The sequence below is a fragment of the Shewanella sp. SM21 genome, from assembly GCF_025654335.1.
Taxonomy (GTDB): Bacteria; Pseudomonadota; Gammaproteobacteria; order Enterobacterales; family Shewanellaceae; genus Shewanella; species Shewanella oncorhynchi.
Genome location: NZ_JAKKRL010000018.1, coordinates 12339 through 37662, shown reverse-complemented (window position 1 = coordinate 37662; position 25324 = coordinate 12339). Strand labels below are relative to the sequence as shown.

At 45.8% G+C, this 25324-nt stretch carries 28 protein-coding genes; 16 read left to right on the top strand and 12 right to left on the bottom strand.

Annotated elements, in window-relative coordinates; all coding sequences use genetic code 11:
* The first annotated feature begins 221 nt into the window (after nucleotides 1-221).
* Both degQ and degS read left to right on the top strand, forming a co-directional pair.
* Nucleotides 222-1574, top strand: a complete 1353-nt coding sequence (gene degQ, locus L5L94_RS19530; protein ID WP_105251401.1) for a Do family serine endopeptidase DegQ — start codon at nucleotides 222-224, stop codon at nucleotides 1572-1574.
* A 115-nt stretch (nucleotides 1575-1689) separates the two neighbouring features.
* Nucleotides 1690-2772 carry an outer membrane-stress sensor serine endopeptidase DegS gene (gene degS / locus L5L94_RS19525; RefSeq protein ID WP_105251400.1) on the top strand — a complete coding sequence of 361 codons (1083 nt, stop codon included), beginning with the start codon at nucleotides 1690-1692 and terminating at the stop codon, nucleotides 2770-2772.
* A gap of 98 nt (nucleotides 2773-2870) precedes the next feature.
* Here the strand turns inward: degS and murA are convergent, their stop codons facing one another.
* Genes murA through mlaF form a run of 7 tightly spaced genes read right to left on the bottom strand, consistent with a single transcriptional unit; the run spans nucleotide 2871 to nucleotide 7502 of the window.
* The gene (murA, locus tag L5L94_RS19520; RefSeq protein ID WP_105251399.1) at nucleotides 2871-4130 is read right to left on the bottom strand and encodes a UDP-N-acetylglucosamine 1-carboxyvinyltransferase; all 1260 of its coding nucleotides are present in this window, start codon (nucleotides 4128-4130) and stop codon (nucleotides 2871-2873) included.
* Between the two features lie 9 nt (nucleotides 4131-4139).
* The gene (locus tag L5L94_RS19515; protein ID WP_006086065.1) at nucleotides 4140-4397 is read right to left on the bottom strand and encodes a BolA family protein; all 258 of its coding nucleotides are present in this window, start codon (nucleotides 4395-4397) and stop codon (nucleotides 4140-4142) included.
* A gap of 19 nt (nucleotides 4398-4416) precedes the next feature.
* Nucleotides 4417-4701 (bottom strand): lipid asymmetry maintenance protein MlaB, encoded by a 285-nt coding sequence (locus L5L94_RS19510; RefSeq protein WP_105251398.1) that lies wholly within the window; start codon nucleotides 4699-4701, stop codon nucleotides 4417-4419.
* On the bottom strand, nucleotides 4698-5360 hold the full coding sequence (locus tag L5L94_RS19505) for a phospholipid-binding protein MlaC (RefSeq protein WP_105251397.1): 663 nt from the start codon (nucleotides 5358-5360) through the stop codon (nucleotides 4698-4700). The genes L5L94_RS19510 and L5L94_RS19505 overlap by 4 nt, the downstream gene beginning before the upstream one ends.
* Before the next feature lie 11 nt (nucleotides 5361-5371).
* Nucleotides 5372-5845 carry an outer membrane lipid asymmetry maintenance protein MlaD gene (gene mlaD / locus L5L94_RS19500; protein WP_028759401.1) on the bottom strand — a complete coding sequence of 158 codons (474 nt, stop codon included), beginning with the start codon at nucleotides 5843-5845 and terminating at the stop codon, nucleotides 5372-5374.
* Nucleotides 5846-5901: 56 nt separating this feature from the next.
* Entirely contained in the window at nucleotides 5902-6687 is a 786-nt protein-coding gene (gene mlaE / locus L5L94_RS19495) for a lipid asymmetry maintenance ABC transporter permease subunit MlaE (protein ID WP_105251396.1), read from the bottom strand.
* Nucleotides 6684-7502, bottom strand: a complete 819-nt coding sequence (gene mlaF / locus L5L94_RS19490) for a phospholipid ABC transporter ATP-binding protein MlaF (RefSeq protein WP_263164658.1) — start codon at nucleotides 7500-7502, stop codon at nucleotides 6684-6686. Before mlaF ends, mlaE begins: the two co-directional genes overlap by 4 nt.
* Nucleotides 7503-8145: 643 nt before the next feature.
* Here mlaF and L5L94_RS19485 point away from each other — a divergent pair.
* From L5L94_RS19485 to mgtE, 11 genes are all read left to right on the top strand, one after another.
* Nucleotides 8146-9123, top strand: coding sequence for a KpsF/GutQ family sugar-phosphate isomerase (locus L5L94_RS19485; RefSeq protein ID WP_168825500.1), 978 nt, complete (start codon nucleotides 8146-8148; stop codon nucleotides 9121-9123).
* On the top strand, nucleotides 9123-9674 hold the full coding sequence (kdsC, locus tag L5L94_RS19480; RefSeq protein ID WP_028759542.1) for a 3-deoxy-manno-octulosonate-8-phosphatase KdsC: 552 nt from the start codon (nucleotides 9123-9125) through the stop codon (nucleotides 9672-9674). Before L5L94_RS19485 ends, kdsC begins: the two co-directional genes overlap by 1 nt.
* A complete protein-coding gene (gene lptC, locus L5L94_RS19475; protein ID WP_105251394.1) occupies nucleotides 9671-10231 on the top strand; it encodes an LPS export ABC transporter periplasmic protein LptC in 561 nt (186 codons plus the stop codon). The genes kdsC and lptC overlap by 4 nt, the downstream gene beginning before the upstream one ends.
* The gene (gene lptA / locus L5L94_RS19470) at nucleotides 10218-10772 is read left to right on the top strand and encodes a lipopolysaccharide transport periplasmic protein LptA (RefSeq protein WP_105251393.1); all 555 of its coding nucleotides are present in this window, start codon (nucleotides 10218-10220) and stop codon (nucleotides 10770-10772) included. Before lptC ends, lptA begins: the two co-directional genes overlap by 14 nt.
* Nucleotides 10769-11500, top strand: coding sequence for an LPS export ABC transporter ATP-binding protein (gene lptB / locus L5L94_RS19465; protein WP_105251392.1), 732 nt, complete (start codon nucleotides 10769-10771; stop codon nucleotides 11498-11500). The genes lptA and lptB overlap by 4 nt, the downstream gene beginning before the upstream one ends.
* Nucleotides 11501-11607: 107 nt before the next feature.
* Nucleotides 11608-13086 carry an RNA polymerase factor sigma-54 gene (locus L5L94_RS19460; RefSeq protein WP_263164656.1) on the top strand — a complete coding sequence of 493 codons (1479 nt, stop codon included), beginning with the start codon at nucleotides 11608-11610 and terminating at the stop codon, nucleotides 13084-13086.
* A gap of 28 nt (nucleotides 13087-13114) precedes the next feature.
* Entirely contained in the window at nucleotides 13115-13402 is a 288-nt protein-coding gene (hpf, locus tag L5L94_RS19455) for a ribosome hibernation promoting factor (protein WP_006083070.1), read from the top strand.
* A 2-nt stretch (nucleotides 13403-13404) separates the two neighbouring features.
* On the top strand, nucleotides 13405-13848 hold the full coding sequence (gene ptsN / locus L5L94_RS19450; protein ID WP_006083071.1) for a PTS IIA-like nitrogen regulatory protein PtsN: 444 nt from the start codon (nucleotides 13405-13407) through the stop codon (nucleotides 13846-13848).
* Nucleotides 13845-14699, top strand: coding sequence for an RNase adapter RapZ (gene rapZ / locus L5L94_RS19445; protein WP_113939979.1), 855 nt, complete (start codon nucleotides 13845-13847; stop codon nucleotides 14697-14699). Before ptsN ends, rapZ begins: the two co-directional genes overlap by 4 nt.
* Nucleotides 14686-14961: an HPr family phosphocarrier protein gene (locus tag L5L94_RS19440; protein ID WP_006083073.1), complete on the top strand. Its 276-nt coding sequence runs from the start codon at nucleotides 14686-14688 to the stop codon at nucleotides 14959-14961. The genes rapZ and L5L94_RS19440 overlap by 14 nt, the downstream gene beginning before the upstream one ends.
* A 256-nt stretch (nucleotides 14962-15217) precedes the next feature.
* Nucleotides 15218-16582 (top strand): magnesium transporter, encoded by a 1365-nt coding sequence (gene mgtE, locus L5L94_RS19435; protein WP_113939980.1) that lies wholly within the window; start codon nucleotides 15218-15220, stop codon nucleotides 16580-16582.
* Nucleotides 16583-16661: 79 nt separating this feature from the next.
* Here the strand turns inward: mgtE and L5L94_RS19430 are convergent, their stop codons facing one another.
* Together L5L94_RS19430 and L5L94_RS19425 are read right to left on the bottom strand one after the other, a co-directional pair.
* The gene (locus L5L94_RS19430; protein WP_263164654.1) at nucleotides 16662-17498 is read right to left on the bottom strand and encodes a molybdate ABC transporter substrate-binding protein; all 837 of its coding nucleotides are present in this window, start codon (nucleotides 17496-17498) and stop codon (nucleotides 16662-16664) included.
* Nucleotides 17499-17763: 265 nt separating this feature from the next.
* Nucleotides 17764-18453, bottom strand: coding sequence for an OmpA family protein (locus L5L94_RS19425; protein WP_173497922.1), 690 nt, complete (start codon nucleotides 18451-18453; stop codon nucleotides 17764-17766).
* Nucleotides 18454-19126: 673 nt separating this feature from the next.
* On the opposite strand from L5L94_RS19425, the gene L5L94_RS19420 reads away from it, so the two are divergent.
* Nucleotides 19127-19360, top strand: a complete 234-nt coding sequence (locus tag L5L94_RS19420) for a transposase (RefSeq protein WP_106649408.1) — start codon at nucleotides 19127-19129, stop codon at nucleotides 19358-19360.
* Nucleotides 19361-20077: 717 nt separating this feature from the next.
* Here the strand turns inward: L5L94_RS19420 and L5L94_RS19415 are convergent.
* Both L5L94_RS19415 and L5L94_RS19410 read right to left on the bottom strand, forming a co-directional pair.
* A complete protein-coding gene (locus tag L5L94_RS19415; protein WP_028759534.1) occupies nucleotides 20078-20938 on the bottom strand; it encodes a PA4780 family RIO1-like protein kinase in 861 nt (286 codons plus the stop codon).
* A gap of 335 nt (nucleotides 20939-21273) precedes the next feature.
* Nucleotides 21274-21588, bottom strand: coding sequence for a hypothetical protein (locus L5L94_RS19410; protein WP_317629654.1), 315 nt, complete (start codon nucleotides 21586-21588; stop codon nucleotides 21274-21276).
* Nucleotides 21589-21768: 180 nt separating this feature from the next.
* Between L5L94_RS19410 and L5L94_RS19405 the strand changes: the two genes are divergently transcribed.
* A complete protein-coding gene (locus tag L5L94_RS19405; RefSeq protein WP_131524134.1) occupies nucleotides 21769-22317 on the top strand; it encodes a DUF2799 domain-containing protein in 549 nt (182 codons plus the stop codon).
* A gap of 55 nt (nucleotides 22318-22372) precedes the next feature.
* Here L5L94_RS19405 and L5L94_RS19400 read toward each other — a convergent pair whose 3' ends face one another.
* A complete protein-coding gene (locus tag L5L94_RS19400; protein ID WP_263164723.1) occupies nucleotides 22373-23131 on the bottom strand; it encodes a phosphatase PAP2 family protein in 759 nt (252 codons plus the stop codon).
* A 224-nt stretch (nucleotides 23132-23355) separates the two neighbouring features.
* Here L5L94_RS19400 and L5L94_RS19395 point away from each other — a divergent pair, with 224 nt between their 5' ends.
* Nucleotides 23356-25296: a GGDEF domain-containing protein gene (locus tag L5L94_RS19395; protein ID WP_263164652.1), complete on the top strand. Its 1941-nt coding sequence runs from the start codon at nucleotides 23356-23358 to the stop codon at nucleotides 25294-25296.
* The last annotated feature ends 28 nt before the right edge of the window (nucleotides 25297-25324 follow it).

Below are 25324 nucleotides of genomic sequence, written 5' to 3'. Positions count from 1 at the left end.
TCTCGCCCACAGATTTCTGTTCAGAAACAAGTATGAAACAGCCGATAAAATAGGCTAAAAAAATTAACATTTATTAATATAATGAACTTTTTCAATGAGGTGCGAGTCAGAGTGATTACCTAGGCAAATAGCCGGTACCGATACAGATTTGATCTGGCACTCGCACGATTGCTGATGCATTACATCCAGATCTTTCAACCCTTATTTGGAGTTATGAATAGATGAAAACAAAATTATCTGTACTTTCAGCCGCAATGTTAGCCGCGACCCTGACTATAATGCCTGTCGTCTCACAGGCCGCCATTCCACAGACGGTTGAGGGACAATCCATTCCAAGTCTTGCGCCCATGCTTGAGCGCACGACGCCCGCAGTCGTATCAGTAGCGGTAACGGGGACTCATGTTTCTAAGCAAAGAGTACCTGATGTTTTCCGTTACTTTTTCGGCCCTAATGCGCCACAGGAGCAAGTGCAAGAACGTCCTTTTAGAGGCTTAGGCTCAGGCGTCATTATTGACGCAGAAAAAGGCTATATCGTCACGAACAACCATGTGATTGACGGTGCTGATGATATTCAAGTTGGTCTTCACGATGGCCGTGAAGTAAAAGCAAAACTGATTGGTACTGACTCAGAGTCAGATATCGCATTATTGCAAATTGAAGCGAAAAACCTCATCGCAATCAAAGCCTCTGATTCCGATGATTTACGCGTAGGTGACTTTGCCGTTGCCATTGGTAATCCCTTCGGTTTAGGTCAAACCGTCACCTCGGGCATTGTTAGTGCTTTAGGCCGTAGCGGCTTAGGCATTGAAATGCTGGAAAACTTTATTCAAACCGATGCCGCGATTAACAGTGGTAACTCGGGTGGCGCACTCGTCAATCTTAACGGCGAGTTAATTGGGATTAACACCGCAATCGTAGCACCGGGCGGCGGTAACGTCGGTATTGGCTTTGCCATCCCTGCTAATATGGTGAAAAACCTCGTGGCACAAATTGCCGAACACGGAGAAGTACGCCGCGGTGTATTAGGTATTTCGGGACGTGATCTCGATAGCCAACTCGCCCAAGGTTTCGGTTTAGACACTCAACACGGCGGCTTCGTGAATGAAGTAGCCAAGGGCAGTGCCGCAGAGAAGGCCGGTATAAAAGCAGGTGATATTATCATCAGCGTTGATGGCCGTGGTATTAAGTCATTCCAAGAACTGCGGGCTAAAGTCGCCACTATGGGTGCAGGTGCTAACGTTGAGTTAGGACTCATCCGTGACGGTGATAAGAAAACAGTTAAAGTGACCTTAGGTGAAGCGAGCCAAACCAGTGAAACAGCGGCTGGTGCCGTGCATCCTATGCTGCAAGGTGCGTCCTTAGAAAACTCATCTAAGGGCATTGAAATTACCGATGTCGCACAAGGCTCACCAGCGGCCATGAGTGGCTTACAAAAAGGAGATGTGATTGTCGGTATTAACCGTACTGCGATTAAAGATCTTAAGACACTGAAAGCACAACTTAAAGATCAAGAAGGTGCCGTTGCACTGAAGATAATGCGTGATAAGAGCATGTTGTATTTAGTCCTACGTTAATCGACAAAATAGGCCATTTTTTCTGCCATAGATAAGCATAGGGAGCTTAGGTTCCCTATGCTTACATCGATTAAACATGTTAATCTAACTCACCTTTTTCTAGATCCATCCTGCCATGACTATAAAAGACACTCTGTTATATCTCGGTAAAGCCACCCTTTTCGGCCTTATCATGGCGGCCATGTTTTTATTAGTGACACGTTATTTCGATAACCAATCCCTCGGTAGTAGTCTGCTACAAACCCGTGCCAACAACACAGTCGAGCTATCCTTTGCCAAGGCGGTACGCCGTGCAGCTCCTGCCGTTGTGAATATTTATAGCCTCAGCATAGATCAGAATCGGCCGCTTAATTCAGGCTCACTTCAAGGTCTAGGTTCTGGGGTGATAATGAGTAAAGAAGGTTATATTCTCACTAATTATCATGTCATTAAGAAAGCCGATGAGATTGTTGTCGCCCTGCAAGATGGACGCAAATTTACCTCTGAAGTGGTTGGCTTCGATCCTGAAACCGATTTATCGGTACTTAAAATTGAAGGCGATAACTTACCGATTGTCCCCGTTAATCTCGACAGTCCGCCTCAAGTCGGTGATGTCGTACTCGCTATTGGTAATCCCTACAATTTAGGCCAGACCATTACCCAAGGCATCATCAGTGCCACGGGGCGTAACGGCTTAAGTTCAGGTTACTTAGACTTCCTACAAACCGATGCAGCGATTAATGCGGGTAACTCGGGTGGCGCACTCATTGACACTAACGGCAGCCTTATCGGTATCAATACCGCAGCATTCCAAGTGGGTGAAGAAGGCGGCGGCCACGGGATTAACTTCGCTATCCCGATTAAATTAGCCCACAGCATCATGGGTAAGTTGATTAAAAATGGTCGCGTGATCCGTGGTGCCTTAGGAATTTCTGGCGAGCCGATTAACCCTGTAGTGGCACAAATCCTTAATCTACCCGATCTAAAAGGTGTGCTCGTTACGGGTGTCGATCCTAATGGCCCTGCGGCCCGTGCCCTGCTAATGCCAAGGGATGTGATTATTAAATACGATGGTGAAGATGTGCCAGGCGTTGAAATGCTAATGGACCGCATAGCTGAAACCACACCGGGTAAAAAAGTGATGATGACTGTGATACGCCAAGGTAAACAACAAGAGTTACCTGTGATTATCGATGAGAAGGTTGTGATCGATAACTAGAGTGTCACTCAGTATTACGAGCTCAAATGCAGAAAACAAAAAAACCAGCTTTAAGCTGGTTTTTTAATGATTCAAAATTAGCTTAAGTCAGTAACAGATCACTGAATACGCACAACCTGTGCGCCTAAACCTTGAAACTTATTCTCAATATGCTCATAGCCACGATCTAAGTGATAGATACGATCGACAATCGTCTTACCATCGGCCACTAAGCCCGCAATCACTAGACTCGCTGACGCACGTAAATCCGTCGCCATTACCTGAGCACCACTTAAAGATTCAATCCCTTGAATGATGCAGGTGTTGCCTTCAAGCTCCATGGTAGCGCCCATACGGATAAGTTCAGGCACATGCATAAAACGATTTTCGAAGATAGTCTCAGTTATGGTTGCCGTGCCTTGTGCTAAGGCATTGAGCACACAAAACTGCGCCTGCATATCGGTTGGGAAACCAGGATAAGGTGCAGTCTTGATATTCACCGCCTTCGGACGTTTACCCTGCATATCGAGCTCAATCCAATCTTCGCCCGTAGTAATCGTCGCGCCTGCATCTTCAAGTTTTGCGATAACCGACTCCAGTGAAGCAGGATCGGCTTTTAAACAACGAATACGGCCACGAGTCACCGCAGCGGCCACCAAAAATGAACCGGTTTCGATACGATCTGGCATCACGCGGTAATTACAGCCCTGTAAACGCTCAACCCCTTGAATACGCAATGTCGCACTGCCTACACCAGTGATTTTTGCACCCATGGCAATTAAGCAATTAGCGAGATCGATCACTTCAGGTTCACGGGCCGCGTTTTCAATCACGGTTTCGCCATCGGCTAATGCTGCGGCCATCAGTAAGTTTTCGGTCGCACCAACACTCACCATGTCCATAAAGATATGTGCGCCTTTAAGACGACCATCAACACGGGCCTTGATATAACCTTCTTTCACTTCAATCTTGGCGCCCATCATTTCGAGGCCATGTAAGTGCAAGTTCACTGGTCTTGCGCCAATGGCACAGCCACCAGGCAATGACACGTCAGCAGTACCATAACGAGCCAATAACGGCCCTAAGATCAAGATAGAAGCACGCATGGTTTTCACTAGATCATAGGGAGCGCAAAACTCATTCAGATTAGTGGTAGAAATGCGGATCTGTCCGTCACCGAGTTCAGTCACTTCAGCGCCGAGACAGCGTAATAATTTACAGCTCGTACTCACATCACGCAGATTGGGCACGTTAGAAACCACAAAATCGGTTTCAGCCAATACACCCGCCATCAGAATAGGCAAAGCTGCATTTTTAGCACCCGAAATAATCACATCACCGGCAAGCGGGGGGCTTGCCTGAATTGTTAGTTTATCCACTTTTCCTCACTAGCTAGGCATGTTGAAAACTTTTTCGCGTTTCCATTGAGTCGGCGTGAAAGTTTTGATCGTTAATGCATGTAATTCACCGCTGGCAATGTGTGCCGTCAACGGTGCATAAATGGCTTGTTGCTGTTTGACTCGGCTCATACCATCGAAGCATTCACCTACGGCGATCACTTTATAATGGCTACCATCCGAGCTAGCGTGAACTTCTTCAAGCCCTAACGCATCACGTAAAATCTGTTCGATTAAGCTGCATTCCATGAAATCTATTACCCTATTCTCAATGCGCTTCTTCGGTAAAGAAGGCATCTAAATCATATAAATCAATTAGTTTTTTAAGTTGTGGTGAAGCAGAACTCAATACAAGTTGGCTGCGATGTTCACGCACTAACGCCAGCAAAAATGCCATGCCAGCGCTATCACTGTATTCGAGCCCAGACAGAGACAATATCTGGGTTGACTCATTTAGCAGTTGTTGCCGCTGTGGCCAAAGTGTAATGACATCGGCTTGGGTTATGCGCCCTTTAAGATGACAAACTGTCCCCTGTTGCACAAATTCAATCACGACTGTGACTTCCCAGACTTAGCCTTCATGACCACTTTCTCTTTAGTGCGATCTTCGAGCATCTTAATCACGGGATCGATACCCTGTTGGCGAATTAGATTAGAGATTTCCGACTGCTTAGAAGACAGTAAGCTCACACCTTCGGCAACTAAATCAAATGCCTTCCATGAGTCATCCTTTAAACGGCGCGCCTTAAACAATAGTTTAATCGGTGGGCGACCGGCTTCGATGATCTGCACGTTTACATCGACCATTTTCTCTTTGCTGAAATCAATCCCAGGTGAGAATTCCACTTTTTGATTAGTATATTCAGTAAAGGCTTGGGCATAAGTAGAGATTAAATAACCTTCAAAAGCATTGACGAAACGATTGCGTTGCTCTTCGGTTGAATCCTTAAGATATTGGCCTAATACCTTATAAGAAGCGTATTTATAATCGACATAAGGCATGAGTTCTTCACGAACAATCACCTTTAAATGGTCTGAATTTGCGTCGATTAATGCTTTATCTTTGTGAAAACGATCGAAGGTTTTATTGGCAACGGCTTTCACCATGGCATACGGATCTGTCGTATCGACAACCACATCAGCGGCAACTGCGCTCGTTGCCCCTAAAACCATCACTAACGGCAATAAAAAACGAGATAAGTTTTTAAACATAGCGGTAACCCCTATTTATCCTTCGAACCCATACTATATAAGAACTGACCAATCAGCTCCTCCAACACTAATGCCGAACGAGTGTCGTCAATCTTATCGCCATCTTTCAGCATACTGACATCATCGTCGACAAAACCCGGTGTTAACCCTAAGAATTGTTCGCCCAACAAACCCGAAGTCAAAATGGCTAAACTACTGGTTTCAGGGAATTTATCGTAACGCTTGTCCATCACTAATGTGACCACAGCCACTAACTTAACTGGGTCTAAATCTATGCTGCTCACTCGGCCAACGACAACACCGCCAACCTTGACTGGCGAACGCACCTTCAAACCACCAATGTTGGTAAAATTGGCTTGTATGGTATAAGTGCTATCGCTGCTTTTCACTTCAATATTGGCGACGTTAAAGACTAAGACCAAAAAAGCGGCCAATCCTGTTAAAAGAAACACACCCACTAATAATTCAATTTTTCGTGTCAACATGTTCAGCTACCACTCTGTTAATCCATCTAACCTGTGTCGAAATCCGCAGTGTTCCGTTAGCGGCCAAACATCAGGGCTGTCAGTAAAAAATCCAATGCCAATACAGCGAGGCTCGACTGAACGACAGTCTGGGTCGTTGCACGGCTGATGCCTTCCGGATTTGGGATCACTTGATAACCGCGATATAACGCAATCCAAGTGACCACTACGGCAAACACACCACTTTTGATCAAGCAGTTAACTATGTCCTGACGCCATTCGACAGACGCCTGCAGAATCGACCAAAACGCACCACTGTCGATCCCTTTCCATTCCACGCCAACAAGGTGCCCGCCATAAATACCTACAGCGGTAAACATCAACGCCAGCAATGGCATACTGATCACTCCAGCCCAAAAGCGCGGTGCAATAATCTGCCTTAATGGGTCAATCGCCATCATTTCTAAACTGGAAAGCTGCTCAGTGCTTTTCATTAAACCAATTTCAGCGGTTAATGCTGAACCCGCCCGTCCCGCAAACAATAACGCGGTAACAACTGGCCCTAACTCACGCAGTAAACTGAGCGCCACCATAGGACCTAAGCTTTCTTCGGTGCCAAAACCAACTAAGATGTTATAGCCTTGCAGTGCGAGCACCATGCCGATAAAGAGTCCTGAGACTAAAATAATCACCATGGATTGCACACCGACCACATAAATCTGGCGCACTAATAATGGAAAACCTTTACGCACGCGTGGCCAGCGAAAAATCGCCCCCCACAGCATAAGGCCTGCACGGCCAAAACCGAGCACTAGCTCAATCGCGCTGCGGCCTAAGTCGGCAATACTGTCGATTAACTTCACTTGCCAACTCCTTTTGCCATTAATTCTTGCTGGTAATCATTTGCCGGGTAATGGAACGGCACAGGGCCGTCCGGAGCACCTTGAATAAACTGTTTCAGCTGCGGATTATCAGCGTACTTTAATTCTTCAGGGGTGCCGTGGGCGATGACTTTTTTGTCAGCCACCACATATACATAATCGGCAATGCCAAGCACTTCATCCACATCGTGGGACACTACAATTGAAGTCAGATTCAGCGCATCGGATAACTCACGAATAAGCTTTACTAACACACCCATCGATATTGGGTCTTGCCCTGCAAAAGGCTCATCGTACATCACCATTTCAGGTTCAAGCGCTATGGCTCTAGCCAATGCGGCGCGGCGTTGCATACCACCGGATAACTCGCTTGGCATCATCTGAGCTGCACCACGTAAACCTACGGCTTCAAGCTTCATCAGCACGATAGTGCGAATAATGTCTTCAGGCAGTCCAGAATGTTCACGCAGCGCAAACGCCACGTTATCGAACACATTAATGTCGGTAAACAGCGCGCCACTCTGAAACAGCATGCTCATCTGCTTACGCAGACTAAATAATTCATTGCGACTCACGCCATGGATATCGTGACCGTCGAATAACACTTGTCCATGGTCAGGCGTTAATTGGCCGCCAATCAATTTCAACAGGGTCGTTTTGCCTATGCCGCTCGGCCCCATGATCGCCGTCACCTTGCCCCTTGGAATGGACAGGCTAATATCTTCATATATCACACGCTGACCGCGGCTAAACCCCAAATTACGGATCTCAACCAACGGCGTTTGTTCTTGAGTCATGCTTGATTCCGACATTTGCAAATGAGGTGATCCTAGTCTTCCGAGACTGACCAATCGAAGAGCCGCAAATTGTACGTAATTGCGCTTTAACCTACAACCGAATCGACACTATCGCCCTGCGATACTTTCAATTTGCCTCATTTACAGCGAAAATGCGCCCTAAGTTTTCACTCTGCACAGGTAAAATGTTACTTAATGTTTTCAACCTAGTTGCAGAATTGGCAGTATTGGCTAATTCGTTCGCACTTAGCTCACTCTTCGCCCACTTTTATCGGGGAGAGTCGATACGCAATTGCGCAATAGAGGCATCCCATAGGGTAATACCCGCTGCGATATGGGATAAATCCATTGAAATAAACGACAAAGACGATGATATTGCTCAAGACCTTCTGCCGCTAAACACGTTATTGTGCGTGAATAGCTAACGCAGCTGAACTTGACGAGTCGGATCAATCGCTCTAGCCTGCCGCAATTGTTTTGCTGTTTTCGGTAATTAACCACAGCAAGACATAAGCTAAATTGTCTGAAAACAAACTAATACTTGGCAGAAAGCCTATTACATATCATCTTTATCGCGTACCAAATTGTGCTATTCCAATCCCATCAATGGGGCGACAAAGACAATGCAAAAAGAGAGATAGACATGGTAGACAAATCACAACTGCGCCAATGGGGTTGTAAAGTTATCGACATTGAAAAGTCAGCCCTAGACAATCTTTATCAATATGTTGATTCGGCTGAATTTGCAGAGGCTTGCGAGTTGATCCTCAACTGCACTGGCAAAGTGATTGTCATGGGAATGGGCAAATCGGGCCATATCGGCAATAAGATTTCTGCCACCCTCGCCAGCACAGGAACGCCAGCATTTTTTGTGCATCCGGGTGAAGCCAGCCACGGCGATCTGGGTGTATTGGCCGATAACGATGTGATTTTAGCGATTTCAAATTCCGGTGAGTCGAGTGAAATCCTCACCTTAATGCCGGTCATCCAACGTATGGGCGTGCCTGTTATTGCGGTAACGGGTAAACCCGAATCGAATATGGCGCGATTATCTAAAGTGCATTTATGTATTGAAGTCCCAGAAGAGGCTTGCCCACTTGGACTTGCCCCAACCTCAAGTACCACAGCAACCTTAGTGATGGGCGATGCCATCGCCATTGCGCTACTACAAGCTAAAGGCTTTACCCGTGATGATTTTGCTATGTCCCATCCTGGCGGTGCATTAGGACGTAAGTTGCTGTTAAAAGTCTGCGATGTCATGCATAGCGGTGATGACTTACCGCTCGTCAACCACGATATTTGCATCACAGAAGCTCTGTACGAAATCTCCAAGAAAGGCTTAGGCATGACGGCGATTATCGATGATCAGCGCAAGCTGGTTGGTATCTTCACCGACGGTGATTTACGCCGCGTTATTGATGCCGAAGTGAATTTACGCACGACGCCCATTGCCGATGTGATGACCCGTAACTGCGTCACGATCACAGATAATGTGTTGGCCGCCCAAGCACTGCAAGTGATGGACTCAAAAAATATCAACGGATTAATTGTTATCGATAAAGATCGCCATCCTATTGGCGCTCTTAACATGCTCGATATGGTAAAAGCAGGAGTCATTTAATGCCACAGCAAGGATTTTACGGCCCAATCAGTGATGATGTGTGGCAACGCGCGCAAAAGATTAAACTGTTAATCTGTGACGTCGATGGGGTGTTTTCCGACGGCCGTATTTACTTGAGCAATAGCGGCGAAGAGCTCAAAGCCTTCCATACTCGCGACGGCTATGGCGTGCGATCACTACTCACCAGCGGTTTCAACCTCGCCGTGATCACAGGACGTCAATCTAAAATCGTTGAAAACCGTATGACAGCCCTTGGTGTTACCCATATTTACCAAGGCGTAGACAATAAGTTCGAGCCCTATGAAGCATTGCTCGCACTTTATGGTGTCACCCCAGAAGAAGTGGCTTATATCGGTGATGATATTGTCGATCTCCCCGTGATGAATGTCGTCGGTTTAGCGGTCAGTGTTGCTGACGGCCACCCCTATGTACGCCAACACGCCCATTTTGTGACTACGCTCAATGGTGGCCACGGTGCACTGCGTGAACTCACAGATCTGTTACTCCTAAGTCAAAATAAATTCACTTCGGCCCATGGAATGAGTATATGAGTCGTGTGACACTCGCGATTATCGCTTTTTTTGGAACCGCACTAGCGCTTTACTGGCAGGTCCAGAACAAACACAGCGGTGATTCCGATAACAGAGTAAAAGATCAAAATACCCCAGATTTCATCGTTGAAGATCTGCGCAGTGTTGAGTTCAATGAGCAAGGACTAGTGAATAGCCGTGTGACGGCGAAACACATGGAACATTATGATTCAACGAATCAAACTTTCTTTACTCAACCTGTTTATCTTGTTTATCCAGACCAAGGTAAAGCACAATGGCAGCTCAGGGCAGATCAGGGCAAGCTAAACAAGGAAACTGGCAAGGTTGTATTAGAAAATAATGTTATTATCGATGCCATTAGCCCAGAAGAACCGATTCAGACCTTGTCCACCAGTTATCTGGAACTCGATCTCAACACTATGATAATGACCTCTGACCGTACCATTTACGTCACAGGGAAAGATTTTAATATTCAAGGCCAAGGCCTTTATGCCGACCTCAACGCGCAAGAAGTGCAATTGACCAGTCAGGTAGTAGGAACATATGAAGCAAAATAACGTATTACTTGCCAGCCTAATGCTAATTATGAGCATGAGTGCTTTCGCGAAAGTGGGCGACTTAAAGCAAGAAGTCAAAATTAAAGCTGTGAGCCAAACTGCGGATATCAAAAACAACCAGATCATCTTCTTTGGTCCGGTGGAAGTTACCCAAGGCTCAATAAAAATCCAAGCAAATGAACTGCGTGCATTTTCCGCTGAAGGTGAAAATAGCAAAACTTTAGTCGCCACAGGCAACCCTGCTACGTATAGCCAGATATTAGACGATGGCCGTCCTGCATCGGCGAGCGCGAAAGAAATTCGTTACGATATGGCAAGCCGCACCTTAACTCTGAAAGGTATGGCGTCATTAGATCAAGCGGGTAGCCAAGTTACAGGCAATTTAATCCGCTATAACATGATTCAACAGAAATTGATGGCCGAGAGTACTGGCAGTGGTGACGATCGCGTGATCACTATTATTCAGCCAGAAAACTATCAAGATGATGCTAAATCAGATGCTCCAGCGGATAAACCTGTAAAAAAGCAGGACTCTAAATGACCCAAATCACCTTAAGAGCACAAAATCTGGCAAAAAGTTACAAGAGTCGCCAAGTGGTTAAAGACGTCAGTCTGACGGTAAAAACCGGTCAAGTCGTTGGCCTACTCGGTCCAAACGGTGCCGGTAAAACCACGACCTTTTACATGGTTGTCGGGCTAGTGAAGAGCGATAAGGGGCATATCTTTATCGACGATGATGATTTAACCGCAGATCCTATGCATCTGCGTGCCCGCAAAGGCATAGGTTACTTACCGCAGGAAGCCAGTATCTTTCGTAAGCTAACTGTTCATGACAACATCATGGCCGTACTGCAAACTCGTAAAGAACTTAAAAACGAAGAACGAGAAGAAGAACTAGAACATCTGCTCGAAGAGTTTCATATCACCCACATCCGTGACAGCCAAGGCATGTCATTGTCGGGTGGCGAACGTCGTCGCGTCGAAATTGCGCGGGCTTTAGCCGCTAATCCTAAGTTCATTTTGCTCGATGAACCGTTTGCCGGCGTCGATCCTATTTCGGTTATCGACATCAAGAAGATTATCGAACAACTCAAAAGTCGCGGCCTTGGCGTACTGATCACAGACCATAATGTCCGCGAGACATTAGATGTATGTGAACATGCTTATATTGTGAGTCACGGAAACCTGATTGCCGAAGGAACTCCAGCAGAGATCTTAGACAATCAGCAAGTTAGGGCTGTGTACTTAGGTGAACAATTCAGGCTATAGTTAATCGAGCGAAGCCAATGGAGGCAATTTATACCGCCATTGGGCTTCACTCAAAATGATAATAAGCGACCTCATCCAACAATAATAACGTAGGGATCAGCGGTAACATGAAAGCGTCACTCCAGCTCAAACTGGGTCAACAGTTAACCATGACGCCACAACTACAACAGGCTATACGTCTGTTGCAACTGTCGTCATTAGAACTGCAGCAAGAGATCCAGCAAGCATTAGATTCTAATCCCCTTCTCGAGCTGGAAGAGGATCAATTCGACGCCACTAAAACCCCTGTAAACCAAACGCTATCCGATACGGATTTCAGTGAATCTAGCACTCTGCCACCAGAAAAAGACAGCTCCACCATAGATACGGCAGAGTCGCTAACCAAAGAATCCATGCCCGATGAGCTCCCCATGGACACCACATGGGATGAAGTGTTTACCGCCTCCCCAAACTCAGGCCCCGGCGGCAGTCGTGAAGACGATATGCCCTTCCAAGGCGAGACCAGTGAAGGTTTGTACGAACACTTAGAATGGCAAAAAAACCTCACGCCGTTTTCTGAAACCGATTTAGCCATTGCCACCGCCATTATTGATGCCATCGACGATCAGGGCTATCTCACCCAAAGCACTGAAGAAATTCTCGAAGCCATGGGCAATCCTGAAGTTGAGCTTGACGAAGTCGAAGCCGTACTCAAGCGTATTCAGCATTTTGATCCCATAGGCGTTGCCGCCCGCGATTTAAGTGAATGCCTGCTGATCCAACTGTCGCATTTCGCCGCTGATACTCCCAACCTAGAAAACGCCCGTATACTGATCAAAGATCATTTAGATCTGATCGCCGCCCGTGATTTTAGGTTATTGATGCGTAAGACTAAATTAAAAGAAGATGAATTAAGGGATGGTATAGCACTTATCCAAACCCTCAATCCTCGCCCAGGTTTGTTGATCACGCCCAATAATGACGAATACGTTATCCCAGATGTGTCTGTGTCGAAGAAAAATGGCCGCTGGGTCGTTGAGCTTAATCCTGACTGCATGCCAAAAATCAATGTAAATCAACATTATGCTTCTATGGCACGCAGTACCAAAAACCAAGCCGATAGCCAATTTATTCGCGGCCATCTGCAAGAGGCTAAATGGTTTATTAAGAGCTTAGAAAGCCGTAACGATACTTTGCTTAAAGTTGCTAATTGCATAGTGCAATATCAGCAAGGTTTCTTTGAGTATGGTGAAGAAGCCATGAAGCCTATGGTGCTTAACGATATTGCCGAAGCGGTAGAAATGCATGAGTCCACCATCTCACGGGTCACAACTCAAAAATACATGCATACCCCTAAGGGACTTTTTGAACTAAAATACTTCTTCTCTAGCCACGTCGGTACTGACGATGGTGGTGAGTGCTCATCCACAGCAATCAGAGCCTTTATAAAGAAACTGGTGGCAGCGGAAAACCAGAAAAAACCATTAAGCGATAGTAAGATGGCACAACTTCTGGCAGAACAAGGGATCAACGTAGCCCGCAGAACCATTGCGAAGTACCGAGAGGCTATGCTTATTCCACCTTCTAATCAGCGTAAAAGTTTATAACCTACAGTGGATATCGGAGGACGTTTCTATGCAAATAAACCTAAGTGGACACCATGTCGAAATTACCGAATCGTTACGTGCATATGTAGAAGAAAAGTTTTCAAAACTTGAACGCCATTTCGAACAGATCAATAATGTGCACGTTGTGCTCAATGTTGAGAAAATGCAACAGATTGCCGAAGCGAGAATAAACCTCATAGGTGGTGAAGTTTTTGCTACTTCAGAGCATGCTGACATGTATGCCGCTATAGACGCCCTGATTGACAAGCTTGACCGTCAGGTTATTAAACACAAAGAGAAGTTAACAAAACACTAATAATGGAACTTTGTACCATACTGCGGCCGGAGTGCACTACCTGCGCCACTCCGGGCAGCAAGAAAAAGGTACTGGAACTCATCAGCGACTTAGTCGCTGCCCAGTACCCGACCCTCTCATCTCAAGAGATATTCGAAAGCCTAGTGGCGCGCGAAAAGATGGGGAGCACAGGTATAGGTAACGGCATCGCCATTCCACATGGTCGACTAGCCGATATAGATCAGCCCATTGCCATACTAATTAAGTGTGAAGAGCCGATAGCATTTGATGCTATCGATAAGCAACCTGTTGATATTTTATTTGCACTACTGGTGCCTGCAGACCAATGTCAGCAGCACTTAAGTACCTTGTCTTGCATGGCCGAAAAGCTGAGCGACAAGCAAATATTAAAGCAATTACGCAAGACGCATGATGAAACGGAACTCTATCAGGTAATCACTGGATGAAACTGGTCATAGTGTCGGGCCGCTCAGGCTCAGGCAAATCTGTCGCCCTTAGGGTACTCGAAGATCTCGGCTATTATTGTGTCGATAACCTTCCCTTGCCATTGATTGGCAGTTTGCTTGAGCAACTCAAAGGCAGTAACGATCTCGTCGCCATCAGTGTCGACGTGCGTAACATGCCTGAGCAGGATAAGGTCTTAGTAAAACAACTCGCTAGCCTACCTCCAGATACTGAGTTAACGAGCTTCTTCCTTAACTCCAGCGATAAAATTCTGCTCAAGCGTTACAGCGAAACCCGCCGTTTGCATCCTTTGTCGAAGAGCCGAGTCTCTTTGCAAGAAGCGATAAAGCTGGAGGGGAAACTGCTCGAGCCTATGTCAAAACTGGTCGATCACTACATAGATACGTCGAATTTGAATATCTATGATTTAAGCGACCAAGTCAGACAAATTCTCCTTGGTAGTGTCGATAAAGAACTCGTGATCAACTTCGAGTCCTTTGGCTTTAAGCACGGAATGCCCACCGAAGCCGACTTTATGTTCGATGTGCGCTTCCTGCCCAATCCCCACTGGGAGTTGGCGCTGCGGCCATTGACTGGCTTAGATGAACCCGTAGCTGAGTTCTTAAATCGTCAACCACTGGTTAATAAGTTCATCTGGCAAATCGAAAATTTACTGGAGACTTGGCTGCCGCACCTCGAGCGTAACAATCGCAGTTATTTAACGGTAGCCATTGGCTGCACAGGTGGACAGCACAGATCGGTTTACGTCGCAGAGCAATTGGCCAAACGCTTTAGTAACGGTAAACATAAAGTTTATGCCCGTCATCGAGAGCTCAATAATGCCAAAACTTGAACGTCAGATAACCATCTGTAATAAGCTCGGTTTACATGCCCGTGCCGCCACTAAGTTGGTGGTACTGGCTTCCGAGTTTGATGCGACCATCACCTTAATCCAAGGCGATAAACAAGCATCGGCCGCCAGTGTACTTGGCTTACTGATGCTTGAAACTGGCATGGGTAAGACCATCAAGCTTATCGCCGAAGGCCCAGATGCAGAGCCGGCTCTCGATGCCATTTGTGCCTTAATCGACGCTAAGTTTGACGAAGCCTGTTAGTTTCACTTCACACTAAGCACTTCATCGTTAGTTTCACTTCATGTCTAGTTTAAAAAACTTGCCATTCACACATGGCAAAACATTTGTCGCTCGACGATACAAGCCACAGGCGATTACACTAGCGGTCATTGCGCTGGCGCTGGCCTTAACCTTACCTTAGCCGTCTTAATCTGTGTCATCGACTGACGCTTAGTCACCGTAAAATCCTAGCCCAACACTAAGATCTCAAACCAATTTGCCGCACAATGGAGGACAAATGCCCGTAGATAATGCAGAAAACGATCACACCGGACATAGTCTTGACCAGTTAAACCAAGCGCTTAGCAGCGGCATGTTCGTACACGTGCGCAATATGCTGCAAAAAATGGCCGCCTCAGATATCGCGCTGATCTTAGAATCATCACCGCCAAGTGCCAGACAAGTATTGTGGCAGCTCATCGATCAGGAACAAATAGGCGACATACTCGATGAGTTGAGTGAAGAGCTCAAAGACCCACTGATCCGCAGCATGAGCCCTGAGCGAGTCGCGAAAGCGACAGCAAGCATGGACACCGACGATCTCGCCTATATTCTGCGAAGTCTTCCCGACGCCGTTTACAAACAAGTGTTGCAGTCGATGACGGAGCAAAATCGCCTGAGGGTAGAACAAGCTCTATCTTATCCAGATGAGACCGCCGGCAGCTTGATGAACACGGATACTGTCACCTTAAGACCCGATGTGAATATCGATGTGGTGCTGCGCTATCTTCGGCAAAGGGGCAACCTACCCGACACCACAGATACCTTATATGTGGTCGACAAACAGGACAAAGTCCTTGGCGGTGTTAGGCTGGCAGATCTGCTGACTTGCGCGCCAAGCACCACAATTCGCAATATCATGGATCCCAATATTCAAAGTATTCCGGTGAGCATGTCCGACAGCGAAGTCGCGCAGAAATTCGAACGCAATGACTGGGTATCGGCACCTGTCGTCGACAGTGATGGTAAGCTGCTCGGGCGTATCACAATCGATGACGTAGTCGATGTTATCCGCGAAGATGCTGAACATTCCATGATGGGTATGGCGGGGATGGACGGAGATGAAGATACCTTTGGTCCTGTACTAAAAAGTACCCTACGTCGCTCGCTCTGGCTCACCATAAACTTATTCGCCGCCCTGCTCGCATCGTCGGTCAGCAATATGTTTGAAGGCACTATTGAGCAATTTGCCACTATCGCCATCCTAATGACGATTGTCCCTAGCATGGGCGGTGTTGCCGGTAATCAGACCTTAGCGCTCGTGATCCGCGGTATTGCTTTAGGCCATATCGGCCAAAGCAACGCTCGCTGGCTTATCGGTAAAGAGCTATCGATTGGTTTTCTCAATGGTTTGATGTGGTCGATTTTAGTCTTTGTCGCCGTGTGGCTATGGAAGGATGATATGGCACTGGCGGGCTTAATTGGTAGCGCCATGCTGATCAACATGACAGTAGCAGGGCTTGCAGGTGCGAGTATTCCATTGATTTTAAAAAGACTTAAAATCGATCCTGCCCTCGCTGGCGGTATGGTGCTCACTACAGTCACTGACGTGGTTGGCCTGTTCGCCTTCCTCGGGTTAGCGACGCTCTACCTGATGAACTAACGCTTTAACCGTTTGAGCTAATAACAAAAACGGCACCTCAAAGGTGCCGTTTTTTATCCCGCTGGAAAACTAAAGAAGGCTATTTTGCCGGAGGTTGAAAACCATAACTGCTCAAAATCGCTTGGCCTTTGGTCGATAGAATAAACTCAGCTAACGGCTTAGCGGCAGTATTAGCGCCTTGTAAAACCAGTAAACCATAGTCGGCACCCACGGCGAGTTCCAGCGGTAAGTCGATGATTTGTAAACTCGGCACTTCTTTTTTAGCCAGCACAGCATTAGTGCAATAGGTTAAAAAGATATCCGCTTGCTTGTTTTCCATCACCCAGCCATAGGGGTTGCGATCTTTAGGCGGTTTAACGCTCTCAGGGCCGCCCGTCAGTTGTAATGCCTTGGTCTCTAACGCGGCTTTCGCATTGGGTTTTACCGCTTCGGCCTTAGCAAAAACGGCCCAGGCATAATCACCCGCGGGGTCGGCTTTCGGGGTTGAGGTGCCGACTTTAATCTTAGAATCTAACAAGGTATCGAGTAACGTCGCACTCGTCACCTGAACTGTGTCTTGGGTAATTGCGCAGAGTTGATTACGGGCAAACATTTGCACCGCTTCGCCCTGACCCGAATCCACTAATGCCTGTGGATGTTTCATATTTGCCGAGGCAAAGATATCAACTTTCTCGCCCTCTTGAATGCGTTTTAACAATAAACCTGAGGGCGCATATTGCGCTACAACACTCATTTGCGACTGTGCTTGATAAGCAGCAATAATATCACTCATCGCAGCCTTTAAACTGCCTGCGGCGCGCAGTTCTATCGGCGCGACTCCTGTGGTCAGTTCGGCTTTCATCGGCACTCCTTGTACAGCTGTCACCATGATGACAGGACTTAAACTCAAGGCTACTAACACATTTTTGCTTATCATAGTCATATTCTCCTTTAGACACTAAAAGTCATTCTTGGGACTTATTCCCATACAGAACGTGAAATCGATAAAGGGATCAAGCTGAACTCATCCCAAGGTAATTAGCAGTGATATGTTTGTGGTGCAGGTCACTCAAGGTGCGCTTCATAAAGGACAAATTGTCTAATTGAAGCACAGCAAGCTAATCATTCAATTAGCCCATCACTGAAAACAAAAAAGTCGCCCAAGGCGACTTTTTCAGCGAGAACTTTGTGCTTAGACCAGACTATTTACCCGTTGGTATTAGTACGATCTCAACGCGGCGGTTTTGTGCGCGGCCATTTGCATTGGCATTTGATGCAATAGGACTCGCTTCACCCATACCTTTTGATTTTACACGGGCAGAGGCAACGCCTTTATTCATCAAGTAATTACCCACTTCGCTAGCACGGACCTGTGACAGACGTAAATTGTAAGAGTCTGAACCACTACTGTCAGTATAACCTAATATGTTGAGCTGCGTTTTGCTGTATTCCTTGGCCACAACCGCCACTGAATTCAGCACGCGTTTAGCACCGTCACTTAACTCGGTTTGATCTACGCCGAAGGTCACTTCATTAGGCATATTCAAAATGATGTTATCGCCGTTACGGGTCACACTCACGCCCGTTGAGGCTAATTGTTGGCGTAATTTAGTCTCTTGCACATCCATGTAATAACCAATACCACCACCGACTGCAGCGCCCGATGCTGCACCAATTAAGGCACCTTTACCGCGGTCGCTCTTGCTCGAAGATACCACTCCAATTGCGGCACCCGCGACGGCACCAATCAATGCGCCACTGGTCGCTTTAGCGGTTTGTTCTTCGTTTGAATAGGGATTGATTGTTGTACAACCCGATGCAACTAGCGCAGTCGTCAATACCACTATGGCTAACAGGGATGGTTTAGATTGCACTGCCTGAAAACACTTCATCATTTATAACCTCTTTATATGATTGATGACTGTGAATACCGCTCAAAAGGGCAAGAAATATCACGTCCATTAGGTAATACGAATGACCTAGGGATTGCCACAAAGCAGGCAGTATATAAGCAATTGCGCTGGAGACAATCCTTTATCCATCTTCAATTATGCTAATCCAGATTTTAGTCAGCAAAGATACAGATTTCGGGCTTCAATCATGGCTTGTACCGCCCAATGTCATATCAAGTCTATGGCACCGAAATAGTGCACCTTGCACCTTTATTGGCGGCACTAAAAAATAACGCTGTTTTAATCGAAGGCGCAATCCAATGATTTAAAAGGTTAAAATAAAAATTAGAATATTGGCACGAATTTTACATACTACTAAGTGAGTAGACAGTCAGACGCGGTAAACATCGCCGAAAAACTAGAGTCGACTTCAACAGGATTAATCCAAATTAAATGGACCTATCGAGACAGAAAATGGGCTCGAGTATTTAGGGTCATGAAGGAGGAAGTATGAAAACGGTCATGAACTTTATCGCACTATGTCGCCACGAATGGATTTGTCTGCGCCATCTAGGTCTGAGCCAGTGGGATTTAGAACAGCGTCACTATCATCAATAAAAGGCAACGCAAACGGTCATATTTTGGTTCGAAGGCAGTAAAAGAGGGAACGCTCATGGGAATCGCAGAAAATAGTCTCAAGCTACATGTTATCACCGAGGTTAAAGTACAAGGTCGCTTACTGTCGGATGTTGCACGCCAATACGGTTTATCTGCCAAGGCAGTCTACCAATGGGTGCGAGAAAGCGATCTGCAACCCCAGCAAAGAGAATGCGCATTAATGAGTGAGATTGCCCAGCTACAGAAAAAAATTAAACAGCTCAATCAAGAGCTACGCACGATAGGTTAGCCTGTACAACAAGCTAAACGTGCCCGAATAGACAAGGCCGGACGAGATTGCATATCGCCCTGCTGATAACGCTAACGATGTAAAAGATGTGCTAACAACAATAATAACAGCGCCCTTTTTAGTCCGGCCTTGTCGTCCAAATTGATGAACCCAGCGAAGATTGGGAAATAGTATTAACAGCAACAAACGGATAGGGACAATGCAAAAGTTTCGGCAAGACTAGGGAGGGAGTTATCTCCCCCAAGATCAAATATGTGAATTGTGCTCCCCCAAGTCATGAACATATTTCTCTCTCTGGCCTTGTCATTTTATTCACAGGATCAATGATGATCCAGCACTGCAATGAGTGTGGTGCGCCAAGGAAGGCCGTGATTGGTATTACATAGATTGACTGAAGAGTGACCAAGGTTTCGGCAAGGATTGAGGGAGTTATCTTCCCCAAAGATTAAATATGTGAATTGTGCTCCCCCAAGTCATGAACATATTTCTCTCTCAGCTCTTGTCCTTTTATTACACTGTTCGATGATTGCTAGCTTGTTTGTAGCAACAAGGATGGCCCCAGCTTCCATCGGGGATTAAGCCAAGGATTGGCTAACGCCAAAAATTAAATAACAATAATAAAATCAACAATAAAAATAATAATTTCACTTAATTTTTAGCATAAAAAAGACGCTACTTTGAGCGTCTTTTTTATGGGTGAAAAACAACGACTGACGATTAATAGTCTTCTTCGTTTGCCTCTTGGATCCGCTGCTTACGCTCTTGTGCCTCTTCAAAGGCTGCTTGGATTTCTTCCAAGACCGCACTAACATCGGCTTCGACCAGCACTTCGGTAAACTCACCCGTTAATGGTGTTTCAGGCTTCAATTCACCGGCTTCAAACAGGGCCCAAATTTCTTTGGCGTATTGTGTTTTTAACAGCTCAGGAGCATACAAACCATAGTATTGAGTCATGTTATTCACATCACGCGCTAACATCCATTTAGCATGGTTATTTGCAGCGGCATCGACGGCCTGAGGTAAGTCGATAATCACTGGCCCTTCACTATCAACTAACACGTTAAACTCAGACAAGTCACCGTGCACTAACCCCGCACAGAGCATACGTTTAACATAGGTCATCACCAACGCATGATCCTTCAAGGCTTTTTCTGCCGACATACTGACATCGTTTAATCTCGGCGCGACATTGCCCTCGGCATCCGTCACTAACTCCATCAGCAACACGCCATCGAAACAACCATAAGGCGTTGGCACACGCACACCCGCATTCGCTAAACGGTAAAGTGCTTCAACTTCAGCATTTTGCCAAGCTTCTTCCTGCTGATCGCGGCCAAATTTAGACCCTTTTTCCATCGCACGTGCGCGACGACTGTTACGGACTTTTCGGCCTTCTTGATATAACACAGCTTGCTTAAAACTGCGCTTGTCCGCTTCTTTATAGACTTTGGCACAGCGGATATCATCACCACTGCGTACAACGTACACAGTCGCTTCTTTACCGCTCATTAACTGGCTAATGACCTCATCGACCAGTCCTTCATCAACCAGGGGTTGGATTCGTTTCGGAGTTTTCATAGCGCCCTTATACCTTACTTAGGCATGATATGGAATACTGCGGGCAAATCTTCATACAAAAGCGGTCTCCAGCGGAAGTTTGATGAATATAGTTTAGGATTGTTAAACGAATTTTAAGTAAAAACTAATGCACTTGCGTGTTAAACACAATACCAGATTTACTCAGCGCTTTGGCAAAGAAAGAGACTGAAAATACCACTTTAACTAAAAGAATATTCTTTTATGCTCACCCCAATAAAACCAGACTCAAAACGACAAGCCATATTCCACGGCGAATATGCCAATCCAAGCCAGTTGAAATAATACCCAGAGCTAAATTGGTGCAGGAACTTAACTCAAACAAACAAGGCAATCACACTGCCCACGGTCGCCGCCGCTTTCAATATTTGGCCTGCACTGTAATAGGTGTCGTTTGAACTCTTAACGTCATCTACATCATCCGCACTAGGCTCAGATATTTTACTCCTTGCAGTGCCATCAAAACTGACCTCAGCTTTGGGAGCCGCCAGCCCTAATGCACCATAGGTAAAGGATTTAAGTCCGCTTGGCTCGGCGGTATCAAGGGATTGATGAGACGACTTAACTGCCGGTAATGAAGCAGAATACGCAGATGAAATATGTGAAATCATAGCGAGCACCAAAGCAGACATTTAAAGTGTTAACCACAAACTAACACAATATCAGCTGGTTATCATGCATTCATCCGCTAAACTGTGATGGATTCTGCCCAACAAAACGCATCTATGACAGTATAAATGGCGGTATATATAGCTAGATCTCCCCCATAAGAGCCTTTATCCTAAACGCCACAACATATAGAGAACTTATCCATGCACTATCCCAGCATTTTCCTCGCACTTTCAGTCCTATCCCTGACTCAATGCAGCAGCTTATCTATTGAAGAATGCGCCAATAGTGATTGGTTTGCCCTTGGGCTTGCCGATGGCAACCGTGGGACAAGTTCTGGGCAATTAAATCAATATCAAAAAGATTGTCGTGAATTTAATCTCACTGTCGATACCGCGCAGTGGAAACAAGGATACCAGCAAGGGTTAGCCAGTTACTGCGTGCCAGAAAATGGCTACCGCGTAGGCTTAGCGGGAGAAAGTTATTATGGGGTTTGCAGTAATAACCAGTTTGTTGAGCGCTATAACCAAGGCCATCAACAATACCTGACCAACAAACGTTTAACTGAGATTGCCGATCGCTTAAATACCATAGAGAGGGAAATAAGCAGTCTTGATGGCAAGATCAATAATCTCACCGACAAGGCTGACTTATTGAAACAGAAAAACAGCCTACTCAACGAAAAAAACCAACTGTTAGATGAAAGATCTCGCCTACGCAGACCTGATATGCGCTTCGAATTTAGATTTTAAGCCATAAAAAAATACTGAACCCAATAAGGACTCAGGGCGTTAGCTTCACAGCTCGTTATTTTTGCGGTATTCCACTACTTGCAACCTTGAACATTTGACCCAAAGCGACCAATTTAGACTTTCTAAACGCAGGCGAGCGCAGAAAAAACACATAGTAGAGTAGGCTAGCGGACGTCCATGCTATGGCTAAACTCCATAAATCATGACTCAAGAAGTGGGCGCCGCGTAACTCTTGGCCAATGCCAAATACTAGGCCTAAACTCAAACCAAAGATTAATCCAAACTTAGCTAAATGCGGGCGATACTCACGCAGCACGTAATACAAGGCAACCCAAGCAAACCCGCCGCTGGCATGGCCACCAGGGAAACATTGACCAAACTCAGCACTTTTAGGTAAACGAGAAAACAAGGATGAATGTATCATCTGGCCGCCAAACTCAATCACATCCCACGGGCAGGTCATGTGAGTAATGCTTTTGCCAATTCGGACCAGCAACACACTCGCCAATACGCTACAAAATAGATAAATCAAACCTTTGCGGTACGGTTTTACCCTATCACTTCGAAAACTAAAGGCAATGCCAACTACGACACTCACCGCCAGCAAGATGACAAAGTTACGCCCAGTGACATGCAGTAAATCTTCGGTCAACCAATATCCTCTCAATGGCCAAGAGTCGATGCCCCCTTGCCAATGAAATAACAAAGTCGCGACTTTCATATCAGCGTGAGTCCATTCAAGCCCCACTATGATCACTGCAAACACTAAAAGCGGCGTAATTAAATGCCCCTTAGCAAAATCCATAAATGTCATCATAACTTTATCTTTCAGATAGTTATTCACTAATAAATCCAAAAACCAGAACATTTAGTGCTAGAGTACCGTTGAATTCTTACCTAACACTTAAGAGATCTAACAGCGCAGCATTTAAGATAGAACCGAGATTTTGCAGTAACTAAATTTATCGAAAAGACTCACATCATGAGTAAAAAGACTATAGTTTATGGATAGTATCGCGCCTCTAGGACTGAGCATTCATGCCATACAACCTCGCCATTAACCAGTCTCAAAAAGATCGTTTATTTGCCGACATTACGATCGACACAGACAAAATCGTTGTTCCCCAAGAAATGGTTGATAACTGGCAACAAACCTTAGATTTGCTCTCTGAATTAGTCGACACCCCCGCCGCTTTGATCATGCGTGTCCATCAAACCGATATTGAGGTCTTTACCTCGAGCCGCACTCAAGGTAATCCCTATAAAAAACATGATAAAGACAGTTTAGGCCACGGGCTTTACTGCGAAACAGTGATCAAAGAAGGTAAGGAACTCCACATTCCTAACGCCCTAAAAGATAAAAACTGGGACAAAAATCCTGACATTAAACTCGGCATGATCGCATACTGTGGTTTACCTTTACGTTGGCCAGATAGCAGTGCCTTTGGCACTATCTGCATGCTCGATAGCCAAGAGCATAATTACCGCCAATCTTTTCGCAGCTTACTCGCTCGGTTTCAAAATGGTATCGAAGCTAACCTAGTCACCCTTTATCAACAGGCTAAGCTACAACTGCACAATCAGCAGCTAGAGCAAAAAGTACAACAGCGCACCCATGAACTCGCCGAACTTAGCGGCAAGCTCATCAAAGAAATCGAAAACCGCACCTCCACCGAAACCTCACTGGAATACCATAAAAGCTACGATCCGCTCACGGGATTACCCAACCGCATCAATTTGATTAATAGTCTGTCGATCATGCTCGAAAAAGTGAATCGCAAAGAAAAGATTTCAGTACTCTATCTTGGGCTGCGTAATTTCAAATCCATCAACGACAGTTATGGTTACCTGATTGGCGATAAAATTCTCACTATTCTCAGCCAACGTTTACAGCACTATACCGATGAAAACACCTTTATCGCCCGCATCGCTGGCGCCGAATTTGTGATTATTCAAGCCCACAAACCTTCGAATAACGAAACCAATAAACTCATCAATAAAGTGCTTAACTGCTGTAATACCCCCTTTGGTGTGGCTGATTTTGTTATCACGATTCCCTCGAGTATGGGTATAGCACAAGCACCTCTGGATGGTATCGATGCCGCCATCCTGCTGCAAAAAGCCGGAGCGGCCATGACGATCAGCAAGGCTGATGGCTCAACTCACAGCTTCTTTAATCAAGATACACAAGCCGCTTTAAACCTACGCTATCAACTTGAATCCCACTTGGTCGATGCACTGAACAAGAACGAGTTAAGCCTGCATTACCAACCCTTTATTAACTTAAAGACGAAGCAAGTGATTGGTGCCGAAGCCCTACTGCGCTGGCATAATCCCATCCTTGGCAATGTCGCCCCAGACAGATTCATCGCCTTAGCTGAACGTAATGGGCAGATTATCGATATTGGCAATTTTGTATTGCATACCGCGCTGTCTCAGGCGGCAAAATGGTGTCGCGAGGTAGGCCAAGAGTTTAAAATCGCCATCAATATTTCCCCTTTGCAAATGCGCAATCCCCGCTTTAGCGAACACATAGCCGACTTACTCACCCTCTATCAATTGCCCCCCACCGCCTTAGAACTTGAAATTACCGAAGGCATGCTGATGCAGGATGAACACATTGCCCACAATGCCATCCAAAAACTACAAGAACTCGGTATCCGCATCTCCCTAGATGATTTTGGCACAGGCTACTCATCCTTAAGTTATCTACAAAAATACTCTTTCGACACCTTAAAAATCGATCGCTGCTTTATTAGTAAACTCGAAGAAAACGAACAAAATAGAGAGTTAACCAAGGCAATTATTGCCATTGGTAAGAAACTGGACTTGGAAGTGATCGCCGAAGGCGTAGAAACCCTAGAACAAGATGCCTTTATTCGTCACGAAGAATGCGACTTAGGCCAAGGCTACCTCTACGGTAAACCCATTACCGCAACACAGTTTGAGCAGGCATTTATCCATAAAAAAGAGCATTAAGTTCATCCTTAATGCTCTTTTTTATTTC